The organism is Fusobacterium perfoetens, from assembly GCF_021531595.1.
GTDB lineage: Bacteria > Fusobacteriota > Fusobacteriia > Fusobacteriales > Fusobacteriaceae > Fusobacterium_B.
Window position 1 is genome coordinate 18,066 of the sequence record NZ_JADYUD010000014.1, and the last position, 15,240, is coordinate 33,305.

General features: G+C 29.3%; 17 protein-coding genes and 5 tRNA genes. 4 read left to right on the forward strand and 18 right to left on the reverse strand.

Features of this window, described 5'->3' with window-relative positions; translation table 11 throughout:
* Positions 1-133: 133 nt before the first annotated feature.
* The 4 genes from trxA to rfaE2 form a co-directional block, all read right to left on the reverse strand.
* A complete protein-coding gene (gene trxA, locus I6E17_RS08010; RefSeq protein WP_176828539.1) occupies positions 134-451 on the reverse strand; it encodes a thioredoxin in 318 nt (105 codons plus the stop codon).
* A 191-nt stretch (positions 452-642) separates the two neighbouring features.
* Positions 643-1,323, reverse strand: coding sequence for a tRNA (adenosine(37)-N6)-threonylcarbamoyltransferase complex dimerization subunit type 1 TsaB (gene tsaB, locus I6E17_RS08015; RefSeq protein ID WP_235236646.1), 681 nt, complete (start codon positions 1,321-1,323; stop codon positions 643-645).
* Positions 1,304-1,768 (reverse strand): tRNA (adenosine(37)-N6)-threonylcarbamoyltransferase complex ATPase subunit type 1 TsaE, encoded by a 465-nt coding sequence (gene tsaE, locus I6E17_RS08020; RefSeq protein ID WP_176828541.1) that lies wholly within the window; start codon positions 1,766-1,768, stop codon positions 1,304-1,306. The genes tsaB and tsaE overlap by 20 nt, the downstream gene beginning before the upstream one ends.
* A 10-nt stretch (positions 1,769-1,778) precedes the next feature.
* Positions 1,779-2,240 (reverse strand): D-glycero-beta-D-manno-heptose 1-phosphate adenylyltransferase, encoded by a 462-nt coding sequence (gene rfaE2 / locus I6E17_RS08025; protein ID WP_235236648.1) that lies wholly within the window; start codon positions 2,238-2,240, stop codon positions 1,779-1,781.
* Between the two features lie 276 nt (positions 2,241-2,516).
* On the opposite strand from rfaE2, the gene I6E17_RS08030 reads away from it, so the two are divergent.
* From I6E17_RS08030 to I6E17_RS08040, 3 genes are all read left to right on the forward strand, one after another.
* The gene (locus I6E17_RS08030) at positions 2,517-3,350 is read left to right on the forward strand and encodes a hypothetical protein (RefSeq protein WP_176828543.1); all 834 of its coding nucleotides are present in this window, start codon (positions 2,517-2,519) and stop codon (positions 3,348-3,350) included.
* Positions 3,351-3,523: 173 nt separating this feature from the next.
* A complete protein-coding gene (locus I6E17_RS08035) occupies positions 3,524-4,408 on the forward strand; it encodes an ROK family protein (RefSeq protein ID WP_268825980.1) in 885 nt (294 codons plus the stop codon).
* Positions 4,409-4,430: 22 nt separating this feature from the next.
* A complete protein-coding gene (locus I6E17_RS08040) occupies positions 4,431-5,399 on the forward strand; it encodes a type I phosphomannose isomerase catalytic subunit (protein WP_235236650.1) in 969 nt (322 codons plus the stop codon).
* Between the two features lie 159 nt (positions 5,400-5,558).
* Here I6E17_RS08040 and I6E17_RS08045 read toward each other — a convergent pair whose 3' ends face one another.
* The 13 genes from I6E17_RS08045 to I6E17_RS08105 all read right to left on the reverse strand — a co-directional run bounded on the left by I6E17_RS08045 (position 5,559) and on the right by I6E17_RS08105 (position 13,126).
* Positions 5,559-5,876: a PTS fructose-like transporter subunit IIB gene (locus I6E17_RS08045; RefSeq protein ID WP_176828953.1), complete on the reverse strand. Its 318-nt coding sequence runs from the start codon at positions 5,874-5,876 to the stop codon at positions 5,559-5,561.
* 104 nt (positions 5,877-5,980) lie between these two features.
* A complete protein-coding gene (locus I6E17_RS08050; RefSeq protein ID WP_176828952.1) occupies positions 5,981-7,039 on the reverse strand; it encodes a PTS fructose transporter subunit EIIC in 1,059 nt (352 codons plus the stop codon).
* Between the two features lie 118 nt (positions 7,040-7,157).
* Positions 7,158-7,598: a fructose PTS transporter subunit IIA gene (locus tag I6E17_RS08055; protein WP_235236652.1), complete on the reverse strand. Its 441-nt coding sequence runs from the start codon at positions 7,596-7,598 to the stop codon at positions 7,158-7,160.
* Position 7,599: 1 nt separating this feature from the next.
* Positions 7,600-9,657: a BglG family transcription antiterminator gene (locus I6E17_RS08060; RefSeq protein ID WP_176828950.1), complete on the reverse strand. Its 2,058-nt coding sequence runs from the start codon at positions 9,655-9,657 to the stop codon at positions 7,600-7,602.
* Positions 9,614-9,763: a hypothetical protein gene (locus I6E17_RS08065; protein ID WP_235236654.1), complete on the reverse strand. Its 150-nt coding sequence runs from the start codon at positions 9,761-9,763 to the stop codon at positions 9,614-9,616. The genes I6E17_RS08060 and I6E17_RS08065 overlap by 44 nt, the downstream gene beginning before the upstream one ends.
* 178 nt (positions 9,764-9,941) lie before the next feature.
* Positions 9,942-10,811: a mechanosensitive ion channel family protein gene (locus I6E17_RS08070; protein WP_235236656.1), complete on the reverse strand. Its 870-nt coding sequence runs from the start codon at positions 10,809-10,811 to the stop codon at positions 9,942-9,944.
* Positions 10,812-10,938: 127 nt separating this feature from the next.
* Positions 10,939-11,015 (reverse strand) — tRNA-Asp (locus I6E17_RS08075).
* 7 nt (positions 11,016-11,022) lie between these two features.
* Positions 11,023-11,098 (reverse strand) — tRNA-Val (locus I6E17_RS08080).
* Between the two features lie 7 nt (positions 11,099-11,105).
* Positions 11,106-11,190, reverse strand: a tRNA-Tyr gene (locus I6E17_RS08085).
* Positions 11,191-11,225: 35 nt separating this feature from the next.
* Positions 11,226-11,300, reverse strand: a tRNA-Glu gene (locus I6E17_RS08090).
* Between the two features lie 7 nt (positions 11,301-11,307).
* Positions 11,308-11,383 (reverse strand) — tRNA-Thr (locus I6E17_RS08095).
* A gap of 255 nt (positions 11,384-11,638) precedes the next feature.
* On the reverse strand, positions 11,639-12,430 hold the full coding sequence (gene minD, locus I6E17_RS08100; protein WP_235236658.1) for a septum site-determining protein MinD: 792 nt from the start codon (positions 12,428-12,430) through the stop codon (positions 11,639-11,641).
* A 12-nt stretch (positions 12,431-12,442) separates the two neighbouring features.
* Entirely contained in the window at positions 12,443-13,126 is a 684-nt protein-coding gene (locus tag I6E17_RS08105) for a septum site-determining protein MinC (RefSeq protein ID WP_235236660.1), read from the reverse strand.
* Between the two features lie 255 nt (positions 13,127-13,381).
* Here I6E17_RS08105 and I6E17_RS08110 point away from each other — a divergent pair, with 255 nt between their 5' ends.
* Complete coding sequence (locus tag I6E17_RS08110; protein WP_235236662.1) at positions 13,382-13,741, forward strand: arsenate reductase family protein; 360 nt, start codon at positions 13,382-13,384, stop codon at positions 13,739-13,741.
* Positions 13,742-13,792: 51 nt separating this feature from the next.
* Here I6E17_RS08110 and I6E17_RS08115 read toward each other — a convergent pair whose 3' ends face one another.
* Complete coding sequence (locus I6E17_RS08115) at positions 13,793-15,124, reverse strand: dicarboxylate/amino acid:cation symporter (protein WP_235236664.1); 1,332 nt, start codon at positions 15,122-15,124, stop codon at positions 13,793-13,795.
* Positions 15,125-15,240 lie beyond the last annotated feature (116 nt).

A 15,240-nucleotide genomic window follows, 5' to 3' on the forward strand; every position in this document is an offset into this window, starting at 1 on the left:
TTATTTATTTTTATAGAGTTTCAACTTTTTATTTTAATTATTTTTATTTTCTGACAAATAAATTTTATAATTATAAAAATAAAAAAACAGCAGAAAGAATTTTTAATCTGTTCTGCTGTTTAAAATTTATTACTTATAATGACTGAAGTTTTCCTGAAAGTTCGCTTTTATGTTTAAGCCCTACGAACTGTTCAACTTTTACTCCATCTTTAAAAACCATCATTGTTGGTATGCTTCTTATTCCAAACTTTACTGCTAATTCAGTATTTTCATCAACATTGACTTTACATATTTTTACATTAGGAAGTTCTTCTGAAATTTCTTCTAAAATAGGCAGCTGCATTTTACATGGTCCGCACCATTCAGCCCAAAAGTCTACAAGAACAACTCCTGAGTGTTTTAAAATTTCATTTTCAAAAGAGCCTATATCTACTTTAATTATATTACTCATTAAGTTCCCTCCTTAAAAAATAACCCTCTTCATAATCTATCACAGTTTTCATTACTTTGTCAAACCTTCAATTTTTTTACAAGAAAATTTTCTTAGTTTCAAAAATTTTTTAAACACTGTGTACTGTTATAGTTTTTTAAGAGAAAGACACTTAAATATACTTTTATAAATTTATAGTAATCTCTAAAATTTTAACTTCTTCTTTCTTTTTCTCTTTCAGCTTGTGCTTTGCTAAGATAGAAAGGCTCCATTGTATAAAGATTATCCTCCATATTTTCTGCAATTTCTCCTATTACAGCTCCTCTTGGAAGACTTAAAGATTTTATAGAAAATTTTGCATTTTCTCCCATAATTTCTTCTATAAGAGTTTTATATTTTAATGCTCCGTCCCCTGTGAAAATTATCTTTTTATCTTTTTTATTTTCTAAATACTCTCTTATTTCCCCTACAGCATATTCTTCTTTTCTTATAATTTTTCCATTTTCGTAAGCATATCTGCAGAAATATCCTCTTTCTTTTCTCGCATCTATAATAGGAATTATTTCACAGTCTGTCTCACTTATTCCATAAGCTATTGCATCAAGTTCATTTATTCCTGCAATAGGTTTTCCTGTTGAATAAGCAAGTCCTTTTGCTACTGCAACTCCTATTCTTATTCCTGTAAAAGAACCTGGTCCTGTACTTACAGCAAATTTATCCACATCTTTTATTGTATGTTCTGTAAGTTTTAAAAGATTATCTATTGCAATCATTATATTTTCAGAATGAGTTCTTTTTATATTTATTGTTATCTCACCAACAAGACCTGTTTCACTGGAATACAGTGCCACAGTTCCTACATTTGTTGATGTATCAATCGCTAAAATTAACATATTCCAGCATCTCCTTTTCTTTTGCCTTATTTCCTATATATTCTATTGATACCTTTCTTGTATCATCTCCGTCATATTCTAAAATAATTTCAATATATTCTTTAGGAAGTTCTGATTTAATTATATCTGCCCATTCAATAAGCATTACCCCATCTCCATTAAGATAGTCTTCATATCCCACTTCATATATTTCTTCAGCTTCTCCAAGTCTATACACATCAAAATGATATAGAGGAAGTCTTCCTGAAAAATATTCAAGCACATAGTTAAAAGTTGGGCTTTTTAAATTTTCTTTTACTCCTAAAGTTTCAGCAAATTTTTTTGTAAAAGTTGTTTTTCCTGTTCCTAAATCTCCAATAAGAGCAATAATATCTCCTGCTTTTACATAATCTGCAAGTTTTTCTGCAAGTCTATTTATTTCTTCAAACTTTAATACCTTTTTCATTTTTTCACCTTTATCCTTGGATTTTCTTTACTATGTTGGTAGTTGATTTTCCTTCAATAAAAGTAAGAATTCTCACTTCTCCTCCATAGCTTTCAACCACTTTTGTTTCTGGAAGATCGTCTTTTGTATAATCTCCTCCCTTAACATGAATTGAAGGCTTTAATTCTCCTATTAAACTTTCAGGAGTATCTTCTTCAAAAATCACTGCATAATCAACAGCTTTTAGTCCACAAAGCATTTCAGCTCTGTCATACTGATTATTTATAGGTCTTGTTTCCCCTTTAAGTCTTTTAACTGACTGATCTGAATTTACACCTATAATAAGAACATCTCCCTGTCTTTTTGCCTCATTAAGATATCTTAAATGTCCCACATGAAGAATATCAAAGCAACCATTTGTAAATACTACAGTTTTATTTTGTTTTTTTAATTCTTCAACTAATTTTTTTCCAAATTCTCTGTCTACAAGCACGGGAATCCTCCTGAATACTTTTTTAATTTCATTCTACAATTTTACACCATTTTTTATATTATAGCAATACTTACAAACTTTTATTATTTCTTTTTATTCTTTTAATTTTTTTTAGCAATAAATCTAGTTTTCCTTTATTTTCAAATACTAAAAATCAAATTTTTATTTCTTTTTTTGAAATTTTTCTTTACTTTCTTATAGAAATTAAGGTAATATAATATAAACAATGTATTTTTTACAGGTACTTTTTATTATTTCTTTTAGGGGGTTATAAATATGGAAAAATTATTGGAACTTGGATTTAAAAAAATTGGTTTCTGGAAAAAAAGTGAAAAAATTCTTTCTTTTGAGCTTTCTGAATTTAAAGACTCTACAGATATCATCTTTGCCTTTGTTCAAAATTCCACTGTTGTATATATGGCTTCAGCATCAAGTAATTTTGAAACTTTTTTAAATTCATTTGTAAATCCTTCAAATATAGATCTTGAAAAAACAGGAATAAAAAATCTTCTTTTAAAAGCACTTGATACAGGAGATATAGCAATATATGCGCTAAGAAATAAAAAATTCTTTGGACTTATGACAAAGTTTTCACCTGTTGAAATCGCAAATATAATAAAAGAAATGAACCCTTCTTGGAATTCAGACGACCTTAAAGAGCGTATGAAAAATATTGTAGGAAAAGATAGAAATGCTGTACTTAAATCTGAGCAACTTAAAGAAAAAGAAGAGAAAGAAGCAAAAGTTTCAGAACAAAATAATTCCTCTTCTGAAACTATTAAAGTTCCTACTAAAGAAAAATCAAAAAAACAATATGAAACATATATTTTTATTCTTGGAAAAAGCTATTACGAAAGAGGTTTCTTTAATTTAAAAACTTCTTATTCTCACCTTGTAGGAGAAGATAAAACAGATATTCAAATTATTCTTGAGGGAAAAGAAAAATATACTATTCCAGGAAAGATAAACAGAACTGCAAATACTTCAAAGGCTGCAAGAATAATTGGAAATAAACCTCTTAAAATGTGGTTTCAGGAAAATGCTCAAGTTAACAGTGAATTAAGAATCACATTTATTTCAAAAAAGAAAATAAAATTGGAAGTAGCTTAGTTTAAGCTACCTCAAATTATTATAAAAGCTGTTGCAGATCAATAAAATATTTATTGATTTTCTTCAGCTTTTATTTTTAATTTTCTGCTTTATTTTTCATATTTTTTTTGAAATTTTTTTATCTGTTATTAAAAAATATATAATGATATAATAAGTTTTAGGAGGAAGATATTATGATATTAGGTTCTATTGAAGCAGGTGGAACAAAATTTGTATGTGCTGTGGGAGATGAAAATGGTGTTATAAAAGAGCGTGCTTCTTTTCCAACAACAACTCCAGAAGAAACAATGAACACAGTTATTAATTTTTTCAAAAATAAAAATATTGAAGCTGTTGGAATAGGATGCTTTGGACCTATCTGCCTTGATAAAAAAAGCAAGGAATATGGTTCTATCACTACAACACCAAAACTTTTATGGCAAAATTATAACATTGTAAAAAAATTCAAAGAAAATTTTGATATTCCTATAGGATTTGATACTGATGTAAATGCTGCTGCTCTTGGAGAATTTACTTGGGGAGCTGCTAAAGATTTAAACTCATGTTTTTATATGACTGTAGGCACAGGAATAGGAGCAGGAATTATTGTTGAAGGAAATATAATCCATGGTCTTCTTCATCCTGAAGCTGGGCATATGATGATATGCCATGAAGAAAGAGATCTTTTTGAAGGTTGCTGTCCTTTTCATAAAAATTGTCTGGAAGGTATGGCATCAGGTCCTTCCATTGAAAAAAGATGGGGTAAAAAAGCTTATGAACTTGAGCCTGATCATATTGCATGGGATATTGAAGCACATTATCTTTCTGTTGCTTTAATGGATGCTGTTCTTATGATTTCACCTGAAAAAATTATTCTTGGTGGAGGAGTTATGAAACAATCTCATCTGTTTCCTCTTATAAGAAAAAAAGTTTTAGAAAGACTTAATGGATATATAAAAGTTCCTGAAATTTTAGAAAATATTGACAGCTACATTGTATATCCTGAGCTGGGAGATAATGCAGGAATCTGTGGAGGACTTGCTCTTGCTCTTAGAGAATTAAAAAAAATTAATAAATAATATGGTATTTGGAGGTTGATTTATGTATCCTATTAAATTTAAAAAATGCTTTATTGATAAAGTATGGGGAGGAAGAGCTTTTGAAACTGTTCTTGGAATGACTCTTCCTGAAAATAGAAGTATTGGAGAATCTTGGGAAGTAAGTTCTCATAAAAATGGAATGTCCATTGTTGAAAATGGAGAATTTGCTGGAATGACTCTTGAAGCTCTTAAAGACAAATATGGTGCTGAAATACTTGGAAAAGATGTCTTTGAAAGATTTGAAGGAAAATTCCCTATTTTAATTAAATATCTTGATGTTAATGACAGACTTTCTGTTCAAGTTCATCCAAGTGATGAATATGCACTTAAAGTTGAAGGAGAATTTGGAAAAAGTGAATGTTGGTATATAATAGATGCCAGCGAAGATGCAAAACTTATTCTTGGACTAAAGCCTGGAATGACTAGAGAAACTTTTTTAGAAAAAAGTAAAAATAAAGATTTTAAAAATATGTTCAATGAAGTCAGTGTAAAAAAAGGAGATTTTATTAATATCACTCCTGGAGTTGTTCATGCCAGCCTTGAAGGAAGTGTTCTTCTTTGTGAAACACAGCAAAACTCAGATACAACATATAGAATTTATGATTTTGACAGAACTGTAAACGGTGTTCCAAGACCTCTTCATCTTGAAAAAGCTGCTGATGTAATAAATTTTGGAGAAGTTCCTGTTGTTACTAAAGAAAATTCAAGACAGAATATAAAACTTAGAAACTGTGTAAAACAAGAACTTGTAAGATGTAAATATTTTAATGTTGACAAATTAAGAATAAATGGTATCTTCCATGATGAAATAAGTGAAAACTTTAAAGTTTATTCTATTCTTGAAGGAGAAGGAGATATTATTTACAATGATATTAAATACCCTGCAAGAAAAGGAGATACTTATTTTATTCCTGCAAATATGAATGTCTTAGTTGATGGAAATATTGAAATTTTAAAATCATTTATGTAATATAATAATTTAACTAAAGGAACTGTTGCATTTTCTAATTTATAAAATTTTATCTTTATAAATTTACAGCAGTCCCTTTTTTATTATAAATTTTATAATTTTATAAACAAAAAGAGAGGAAAATTCCTCTCTCTTTTTGTTGTGTAATGTGTTAAAAATCTATTTGTTTGCTTCGTAATGTGCTTTTAATTTATTTACAATAGCTTCTGCTTTTTTTACTGCATCAGTAATAGCAACTCTTACTACTTTTTTACCTTCAAATCTTTCTTCATTCTTAATAGCTACTTCTTTAGTAAGAACTACATAATCTGCTGATTTTACATCTTCAGGAGTAAGAACATTTTCTATTCCAATTCCTCCTTGAGTTTCAATTTTAACTTCTACTCCAAGTTTTTCTCCTGCTTTTTTTAATGCTTCTGCTGCCATATAAGTATGTGCAACACCAGAAGGACAAGCTGTTACTCCTATTATTTTCATAATCTTTACATCTCCTTATGATTTTTTTACAAATTACTGGCTTATAATAATATCCTACCACTAAATCTTAAATTTATCTACTTGAATTTACACAATATTTTTTATTAGAAATCCATTTCTAAGTCTACATCATCATCTGCAGAAGATGCTGCTGCTTCTCTTTCTTCAACTGGTTTCTTTAATATATTTACAATAATTGCTGTTGTTAAAGCTCCTGCTATTGTTCCAATAATATATCCTGTTTTTCCTTCTACTACAGGAAGTACAATCCAACCTCCCCAAGGAGCATGGTTAATAACATTCATAAGGAATCCTATAACATTTCCTACTATTCCTCCTGCAACTATTGATGGAAGAACTCTTAAAGGATCGTTTGCAGCAAATGGAATTGCTCCTTCTGAAATTCCTACAAGTCCCATAAATATTGCAGCTTTACCTGCTTCTTTTTCACCTTTATCGTATTTTTTAGGTGCTAATAATGTAGCAAGTCCCATTCCGATTGGTGGAGTACAAATTGCTATTCCAACTCCTCCCATAAGCCATGGTTGAGTTCCAACTTGTGTTTGAGCAAAAAGAGTTGCAACTTTATTGATTGGTCCTCCCATATCAAATGCTGTCATTCCTCCAAGAATTGCTCCAAGAAGAGCTTTACTTGCTCCTTGCATAGAAGAAAGCCAACTATTTAAAGCTTCCATCATTAAAGCTATAGGAGTTCCAATTATCCACATAACAACTGCACACACAATAAATGTTCCTACAAGTGGGAATATAAATATTGTTTTGATTGATTTTAATGAATCTGGAAGTTGAATTTTCTTTAACATATTAACAACATATCCAGCTAAGAATCCAACAACTATTGCCCCTAAGAATCCTGTTTTATATTGGCTTACTGCAATCCAAGAACCTATCATAGCTGGTGCAAGACCTGGTTTGTCAGCTATAGAATAAGCAATGTATCCTCCTAAAATCATAGGGAAAATTGTAAGACCTGCAATTCCCATATCTGATATATTTTTTAATAACCCTGTTTCAGGAACAGCTCCTTTACCGCTTAACATAACTGCAAGTGAAAGAAGAACACCTCCTGCAACTATAAATGGTATCATGTGGCTAGTTCCAAATAACAAATCTTTTTTAAATTTTGCTAAAGCTTGTTTCATTTTCTCCTCCTTAACATTTTATATTTTTTATATTTTATTTATTTTTTACTATTTTTGATTTTTATAAAATCTGCTGTTTAGTTTTTTATCTTTATTTATATAAATAATAATTTTTATACTAGTCATTTATTAAAGCTGCTGCTTCTGCTGCTGTTGCAACTTTTTCAAGTCCTGCTCTAAAATCATCATCAAGTATTTTTTTAGATAAATCTACAAGAATATTTATATGTGTAGTTCCTTTTTCTCCATCTGGAATAGCAAGCATAAATACCATTTTTGCATATTCATCTTCCTCTTCACTCCATAATACAGGATTTTTTAATCTTGCAAATGCAACTGCTGCTCTTTTTACTGTTGTACTTTTTCCATGTGGAAGCCCAACATCATATCCAACTGCTGTTGCTGAAATTTCTTCTCTTTTTAAAAGAGAATCAAGATATTCTTCATAATTTTCTGCAATTCCTTCATCAGTAATTTTTTTAGCCATCATTTCAATGACTTCTCTCTTAGATGTACATTCTGCATCTAAAACAATAAGATTTTCTACTGTTAATGCCATCTTATTTACCCTCCTCGTTTATAAACTCTTCTATTTTTTTAAAAATTTTATTTGATGTGTCAAGCTTATCAAATTCCTTTATCAGAGATTTTCTTCTTATTACTCCAAGAAATTCCATAAGTCCATTTAAATGTTCTCTTTTATCTTTACTTGAAAGTGTAATCACTATTCTTACTTTTTCATTTTCAGGAAATTCTATTGGTTTTTTAAAAAATGTAAGACTTATTCCTGTTTTTTTAATAGTCTTGCTGTTTCCACTGTGCCCTAAAAATATACCATCCTGCACAACCATATAATTTCCAAAATTATTTATCAGCTCTATTATCTCTTTAGGATAACTTTCTCCTACAAATCCTTCTTCTATCATAGAAAGAGCACTTCTTTCTATTGCTTCAGTCCACTCAGAAACTTTATCAACTATTGAAATTCTTGAAGGTGAAAGCATTTCTAAAAATCTAAGCCCCTTATCCTTTTTCATATCATCTAAAATTTGATGCTTAAATCTTTTTTTCAATTCCTCAGCCATCTCTTCTTCTTTTAAATTTTCAGAATATTTTTTAGCAATTTCTATTATTTCTGAAAGTTTTATATTTTTAGAAGAAGAAAGTTTTTCTTTTTTAAGTTTTATAATATCTTCTGTACTTAATATAGGAGAAACTTTTACAACTTTTACATCTCTGAATTTTATTCCTTCTATTGTAGTTACAACTAAATCAATATCTTCATTCTTATAATTTTCAAGTTCATTATATGGAATAATATTTACTATATTAACATTAAAATGTTCTTTTATACTTGCTGATAAAAATCTTGATGTACTGTATCCTGCACCACAAACAATAAGAATATTTTCAAGCTTTCTGCTTTTTATTCTTTTCATTGCAAGTTGAAAGTGCATTGCTATATAAGCCAGTTCATCATCACTTATTTTTATATCTATCCCTATTTTATTCCATGCCTTTGACACTAGATTTAAAACAAGTGGATAAGTTTCCTTAAACTCATCATAAATCTCACACGGAAGTCTTATTCCTTTTTTAGCTCTATATATTGCAGGCTTTATATGATTTATTAAATTTTCAAGCAGAAACATATCTTTTTCTAGCTCTTCATATCCACTTTTAGCCACTTCTTTTATAAGTTTCATCATAGAAATCTCTATTTGAACCCAGTTCACATAAAAAGAATCGTCTAAATCAAAACTATGACTTCCTAAAAAATATTCTGTCATATTAAGAATTTCGCTTTTTTCAAATCCATATCCAGAAAAATTTCTTTCTACTATTGCATATTCTTCACTTTTTGTTAAAAAATCCATATTTTTTACAACTTTTAAAGGATATTTTTCATATCTCTTAAATGCTATTAATATATAGAACAGAAGAACTTTAAAATTTTCATCTCCAATACTTTTTTTGGCTTCATCAAGAGTTCTTTTTAAAATTTTCATTGCATTTTCAATATTTGTTTGAGAAAAATATTCGTCCATTTTATCCCAACATATAAAGAAACCATATTGATAATTTTTTTCAATCTTTATTTTTCCGCCTTCAAGATACTTTATATTGTAATTTTTTAAAAGAATATCAAGTATTATTCTTCTTATATTTCTCTCTTCAGCATGATATGTAAGATTTTTACTGTCTAAGGAAATAATGAATGTCTTCATATAATTTTCAAGAACCTTCAAATCATTTTTTAATGTCAGTTCGCTTATGTCAAGTTTATCCTCAAAATTTTCCATTGATATATTTTCATCATTAAAAAATATATCTGTAATAATGATTTTTTCTCTTTCTTCTTTTGTAAAAGAATAAAGAGCCATATTTCCTGCAACACTTTTTACAATTTCTTCAAGAGAGTTTTTTACAATAAGTTCTCTTTTTCTTATTTCTATTTCAGGTAGTCCTAGCAGTTTTAAGTAATAATTATAATCATCAATTTTATATCTTAAGTTTCTTTCACTAATACCTATTATATTTGCATTTTCTATTAATGAAGTAACTCCATTTTCTTTAATATTTCTGACCATATCTAATAACTTTACTGTTATTGGCACTGTTCTCAACCTCCTCTTGACTACATTGATTATACTTTTTTACTACTCTGTGTTCAACTAAAATTCTTTTCATTTTTTTTTGGAAAATTTTTAATAATTTTAGCATAATTTTCTCAATTCCCATTTTTTCTGCTTTGATGCCTGGTAGATTTTTTTTAATTACTCACATTTCCAAAATTTTTTGAAAGTTTTTATATTTTATTGGCTGTTTACTGTGTTTTAAATATACAAAAAAGTTGCTGCATATGTAAACTGCAGCAACTTTTACAAGTAATCTTATTCTATTATTTATTATAAATATCAATTTTCTGATAAGGAATTTCAATTCCTTCTTTAGCAAATTCTATAACCACTGTTTCCATCATTGTATAATAAACTTCCCAGTAGTTTTCTGATTTAGTCCATACTCTGAAATTATAATCAAGAGAACTTGCACTATGAGCATTTAATCTTATTGTATATCCTTTTTCATGAAGTACTTTATCATTTCCCTCTGCTATTCTTTGAAGAACAGCTTTAGCTTTTTCAACAGGAGTGTCATAAGATGTTGATATTACCATATCAACTCTTCTTTCAGGCTCTCTTGAAATATTTGTAACAGCTCCATTAGCAAGCTGTCCATTTGGAATTATAATTCTTTTATTATCAGGAGTTGTAAGAGTAGTATAAAGAATATGAATTGCTGTTACTGTTCCTGAACCTGCTCCAGTTGTAATAAATTCACCTTTCAAGAAAGGTCTAAAGAACAGAATAAGAACTCCTCCTGCAAGATTTGCTAAACTTCCTTGTAATGCAAGACCTACTGCGATACCTGCTGTACCAAGTATTGCCACAAGAGATGTTGCTTGTACTCCTATTCCACTTATAATCATAAAGAAAAATCCTATATAAACAACTGTTTTAACAAGAGAAACTAAGAATGATTCAAGAAGTGGATCAGCTTTTCCTTTATGAAGAATCGCTCTTAAAGTTTTTATTACCATATTTACTACAGGCTTCATTATTGCAAGTAAAAATATTACCCATAAAAGTCTCATTGCTATACTTGGCAAAGCTTTAGCAATACTGTCTAAAATTGTATTTAAAAATGCATGCATTTTTTTATCTTGCAACACTTCAGCTATCTGTGTTATTTCTGTTACATTTTCTGTCATAATTTTATATTCCTCCAAATTTTTTATATATACATTATATCATAACTTACTATTTTAGTATATAAAATCTATATTTAAATTTTATGAGTAAAAAAAAGACACAGTATTGTGTCTTGAAGTTTTTAAATGGCGGGAGTGACGAGATTCGAACTCGCGACCTCCTACGTGACAGGCAGGCGCTCTAACCAACTGAGCTACACCCCCATTTTAATGGTGGTCACAATAGGACTTGAACCTATGACCCCCTGCTTGTAAGGCAGGTGCTCTCCCAACTGAGCTATGCGACCATATTGCTGGTGGTGAGGGAAGGATTTGAACCTTCGAAAGCTGTGCTGGCAGATTTACAGTCTGCTCCCTTTGACCACTCGGGAACCTCACCCTCTAAAATCTATATTAAATTTATTTGTACCTTATTGGTACCCCGTAGGGGAATCGAACCCCTGTTTCCAGAGTGAAAATCTGATGTCCTAACCGTTGAACGAACGGGGCATAAAAATGGTGCCGCTTATCGGAATCGAACCAATCACCTACTGATTACAAGTCAGTTGCTCTACCAGATGAGCTAAAGCGGCATCTCAGGAACGCATATAATAATACCATAACTTTAAAATCTTGTCAAATATTTTTTTAATTTTTTTTAAAATTTTTTTATTTTATTTTTCTCTATGGTAAAAATCAAAAATAAAATTTTCTTTAAATAAAAATATCTGTTATTTATACAGCTTATTTTACTAAAAATAATATACTTTTCACACTTTTTAGTATTTAGCTCATAGTATAAATTATACAGATATTTTTAATGCAGAAAATTTTATTTAATTGTCATTTTAATTTCCAAAAATATTTTTAAGTTTTAACATAAAACTTTTTTTAGTATCAAGTTCAAGGAATGGAGCATCTTTTCCTAAAATTCTTTGAACAATATTTTTATACGCTTCAGCTGCAAGAGATTTTCCTCTGTAAACAAGAGGTTCTCCTTTGTTTGTAGAAATTACAATGCTCTCATCATCAGGTATTACCCCAAGAACCTCTACAGCAAGAATGTCTACAATATCCTGAACACTTAACATATTACCTTGCTTTACCATTTCTATTCTAAGTCTGTTTACTATAAGTTTTATATTTTTTATTTCATTAGCTTCTAAAAGACCTATTATTCTGTCTGCGTCTCTTACTGCTGAAATTTCAGGAGTTGTTACTACTATTGCTTCATCAACAGAGGCTATCGCATTTTTAAATCCCTGTTCAATTCCTGCAGGACAATCTATAACTATAAAATCAAAATCTTCTTTTATTGCATCTATAAGCTCTTTCATCTGCTCTTCATTTATATCTGTTTTTTCTCTTGTCTGAGCAGCTGGAAGAAGACACAGTTTTTTATTTCTTTTATCCCTTATAAGTGCCTGCTTAATTTTACATCTTCCTTCTATAACATCTATAAGATCGTAGACTATTCTGTTTTCAAGTCCCATTACCACATCAAGATTTCTAAGACCTATATCTGTATCTATCAAAAGCACTTTGTAACCTTCAAGAGCCAGTCCTGTTCCTATGTTAGCACTGGTTGTTGTTTTTCCTACTCCGCCTTTTCCTGATGTTACAACTAACACTTTCCCCATAACCATGTCCTCCTAACTGTTATTTTCAAGCATAACCTCTAACATATCTTTGTTGTAATTTTCTATAAATATATTTTCTCCATTTACATAAGCTATCTCAAATTTACTGTCTTTTTTAGACTTTTTATTATTTTCCATCTGAGGATTTGGGTTTCTTGCTATATAATCTCCTATTTTAAGCTGTATAGGATTCATATATAAAGCACCTATAAAAGCATCTTTTCCACTTTCAACACCTGCATAAACTGTTCCGTTCAAATGTCCTAAAACAATTACAGAATCACTTGCTTTTACTATTCCTCCAGGATTCACATCTCCAAAAATAATAATGCTTCCATCATATTCTAAAAGATTTCCTGATCTTAGTATTCCTTTATAGAATTTTACTTTTCCTTCTCCCTTAAGAGAATTTAAAACAGCTTTCATCTTAGGATCTGTTTCCCCATTTGAAAATACATAAGTTATTTCCATATCACTGTTTTCTCTTATTATTTTTAAGAGTTCATCTTCTTCTTCATCTGAGATAATTCTTTCTGTAAATTCAACAGCTGTTTTTACTTTTCCAACAAAACCTTTTATCTCTGTAATTTTATCTAATAAATTCTGTTTAATCTGAAAGAAATCTGTTTCTGGATCAAGATATATTTTTAATCTGTCTCTTTTTACTTTTAATGTAACTACATCTTTCATATCCATGCTCCCTCTTTTCTTTTAATTTTAGTATACCATACTAGTTTTTATCTATCAATCTTCTTTTATTTTTAAAACTTTTCTTTAAATATTTTTACAATAAATTTTATGTGATTTACAAAATAACTAAAAATCTTATTCCTTATATTTATATACCTCATTTTTTCCAAATTTCCAAATTTTATTAAAAGTATTATTGTATTTATTATAATTTTCTGTTAGACTGAAAATAAAAATCTATCTTAAGGGGGAACTAAAATTATGAAACCTTTATTTGTTAACTATCCTAAATGTACTACATGTCAAAAAGCTAAAAAATGGCTGGAGGAAAATAATATAGATTTTGAATCAAGACATATTGTTGAAAATAATCCTACAAAAGAAGAACTTAAAGCTTGGCTTACTCTTAGCAAACAACCTATAAAGAAATTTTTTAATACAAGTGGTATACTTTATCGTGAAATGAACTTAAAAGAAAAAGTTGCTTCAGAAAGCGAAGATAATCTTCTTTCTCTTTTAGCAACTAATGGCATGCTTGTAAAAAGACCTATTCTTGTTACAGATGATGTTGTTCTTATAGGCTTTAAAGCTGAAACATGGGCAGAATATTTTAAAAAATAAAATTAAAGGAGCTATTGTAAATTTTTACATTAGCTCCTTTTTATATATTTTTTATTTATGATATACTTCGTGGTCAAACATATTTTCTGTTTTTGCAACATAAATACTTGCTGCACTGTCTCCTATTACATTAAGAGATGTTACAAGCATTTCAATAGGTCTGTTTATTGCAAGAATTAAAGAGTATGCAAGAATTGCTGCATCATTTGTATATCCTAAACCAGAAAGAATAGTAAATAATACAATAGCTCCTGCTCCAGGTGCTGCTGGTGTTCCTACTGATGCTACAAGTGCAAGAACTCCTATTATGAAAATATTTGCAAGTCCTATTTCATATCCTGCTGTTGTTGCTACGAAAACTGCTGCTATTACTTGCATTATTGCTGTTCCGTTCATATTTGTTGTCATTCCAAGAGGAAGAACAAAAGATGCTATATCATCGTGAACTCCAAGCTCTTCCACTGTTGTTTTTTTGTTTAAAGGAAGAGTTGCAGCACTTGATGAAGTTGAGAATCCAAAAAGAGCTACTTTAGCTGCCTTTCTTATAAAAGGAAATGGATCTAAACGAGTAGATGCTATAATTAAGAATGAATATCCAAACACTAAGAATACAAGAAGTGTCACTGTTGTTACACCCATATATACAAGAGCTGGTTTTAAATGTTCTATTCCATAAGAAGCAAAAGTTCTTGTAAGAAGAACAAATATTGCTATAGGTCCAAATTTATTAATTACAAATGTTAAAAAAGTAATAACAATATCATTTATTTCCTGTAAAACAGGTTTAAGATATTTTACTTTTCCTTCAAGATAATTTATGCAAAGTCCTGTTGATACTGCTAAAAATACTGTTGCAAGAACTCCACCATTATTTGAAAATGCTGAGAAGATATTATTTGGAACAATTCCAACTAAAACCATTAAAGGATTGCTTCCTGATTTCCCTGAAACAACATTTACAGAAGATTTAATATCTATACTGAATGCTCCTGAAGCTTTTACAGCCATTCCTACAAGTCCTGCAAGAGTAAGAGCAATTACTGATGAAACAAAGAAAAATCCTAAAGTTTTATAAGAAATACGACCTAATTTTTTAGAGTCACTTATATGACACATTGCAAGTGTAATTGATGTAAATACCATTGGAATTATTATAAGCTGAAGTGAATTTATGAAAAGCTGACCGATTATATAAAAAATACCAACTGCTTTTTCAGCACCTTTAGCTGAAATATCTTGGAATAAAAATTTATTTATCATTTTCCAAGTTTCACTCTGAGCTCCCACATTTTCTCTTAAAAGAATACATAAAAATCCTGCTGCGATACCTGCCACAAGTGCGATTGTCATTTTTACCGCAAGTGTGTTTTTACTTTTTACCATTTCTACCTCCATACTAAATTTAAAAAAAAGCCCTACTTATCAGAAAGATAAATAGGGAATTTAAAACATATTGTATATCAGTACCTTATTGACTTTCTGATAGTGCCAAAATTTTT

Coding starts and splice junctions, on each gene's coding strand:
- I6E17_RS08115 (WP_235236664.1), bottom strand. CDS start 15,124: ATGGTAAAAAGTAAAAACACACTTGCGGTAAAAATGACAATCGCACTT.
- tsaE (WP_176828541.1), bottom strand. CDS start 1,768: ATGAAAAAGGTATTAAAGTTTGAAGAAATAAATAGACTTGCAGAAAAA.
- tsaB (WP_235236646.1), bottom strand. CDS start 1,323: ATGTTAATTTTAGCGATTGATACATCAACAAATGTAGGAACTGTGGCA.
- I6E17_RS08040 (WP_235236650.1), top strand. CDS start 4,431: ATGTATCCTATTAAATTTAAAAAATGCTTTATTGATAAAGTATGGGGA.
- I6E17_RS08050 (WP_176828952.1), bottom strand. CDS start 7,039: ATGAAACAAGCTTTAGCAAAATTTAAAAAAGATTTGTTATTTGGAACT.
- I6E17_RS08035 (WP_268825980.1), top strand. CDS start 3,524: ATGATATTAGGTTCTATTGAAGCAGGTGGAACAAAATTTGTATGTGCT.
- I6E17_RS08110 (WP_235236662.1), top strand. CDS start 13,382: ATGAAACCTTTATTTGTTAACTATCCTAAATGTACTACATGTCAAAAA.
- I6E17_RS08030 (WP_176828543.1), top strand. CDS start 2,517: ATGGAAAAATTATTGGAACTTGGATTTAAAAAAATTGGTTTCTGGAAA.
- trxA (WP_176828539.1), bottom strand. CDS start 451: ATGAGTAATATAATTAAAGTAGATATAGGCTCTTTTGAAAATGAAATT.
- I6E17_RS08045 (WP_176828953.1), bottom strand. CDS start 5,876: ATGAAAATAATAGGAGTAACAGCTTGTCCTTCTGGTGTTGCACATACT.
- I6E17_RS08065 (WP_235236654.1), bottom strand. CDS start 9,763: ATGCTAAAATTATTAAAAATTTTCCAAAAAAAAATGAAAAGAATTTTA.
- I6E17_RS08055 (WP_235236652.1), bottom strand. CDS start 7,598: ATGGCATTAACAGTAGAAAATCTTATTGTTTTAGATGCAGAATGTACA.
- I6E17_RS08070 (WP_235236656.1), bottom strand. CDS start 10,811: ATGACAGAAAATGTAACAGAAATAACACAGATAGCTGAAGTGTTGCAA.
- minD (WP_235236658.1), bottom strand. CDS start 12,430: ATGGGGAAAGTGTTAGTTGTAACATCAGGAAAAGGCGGAGTAGGAAAA.
- I6E17_RS08105 (WP_235236660.1), bottom strand. CDS start 13,126: ATGGATATGAAAGATGTAGTTACATTAAAAGTAAAAAGAGACAGATTA.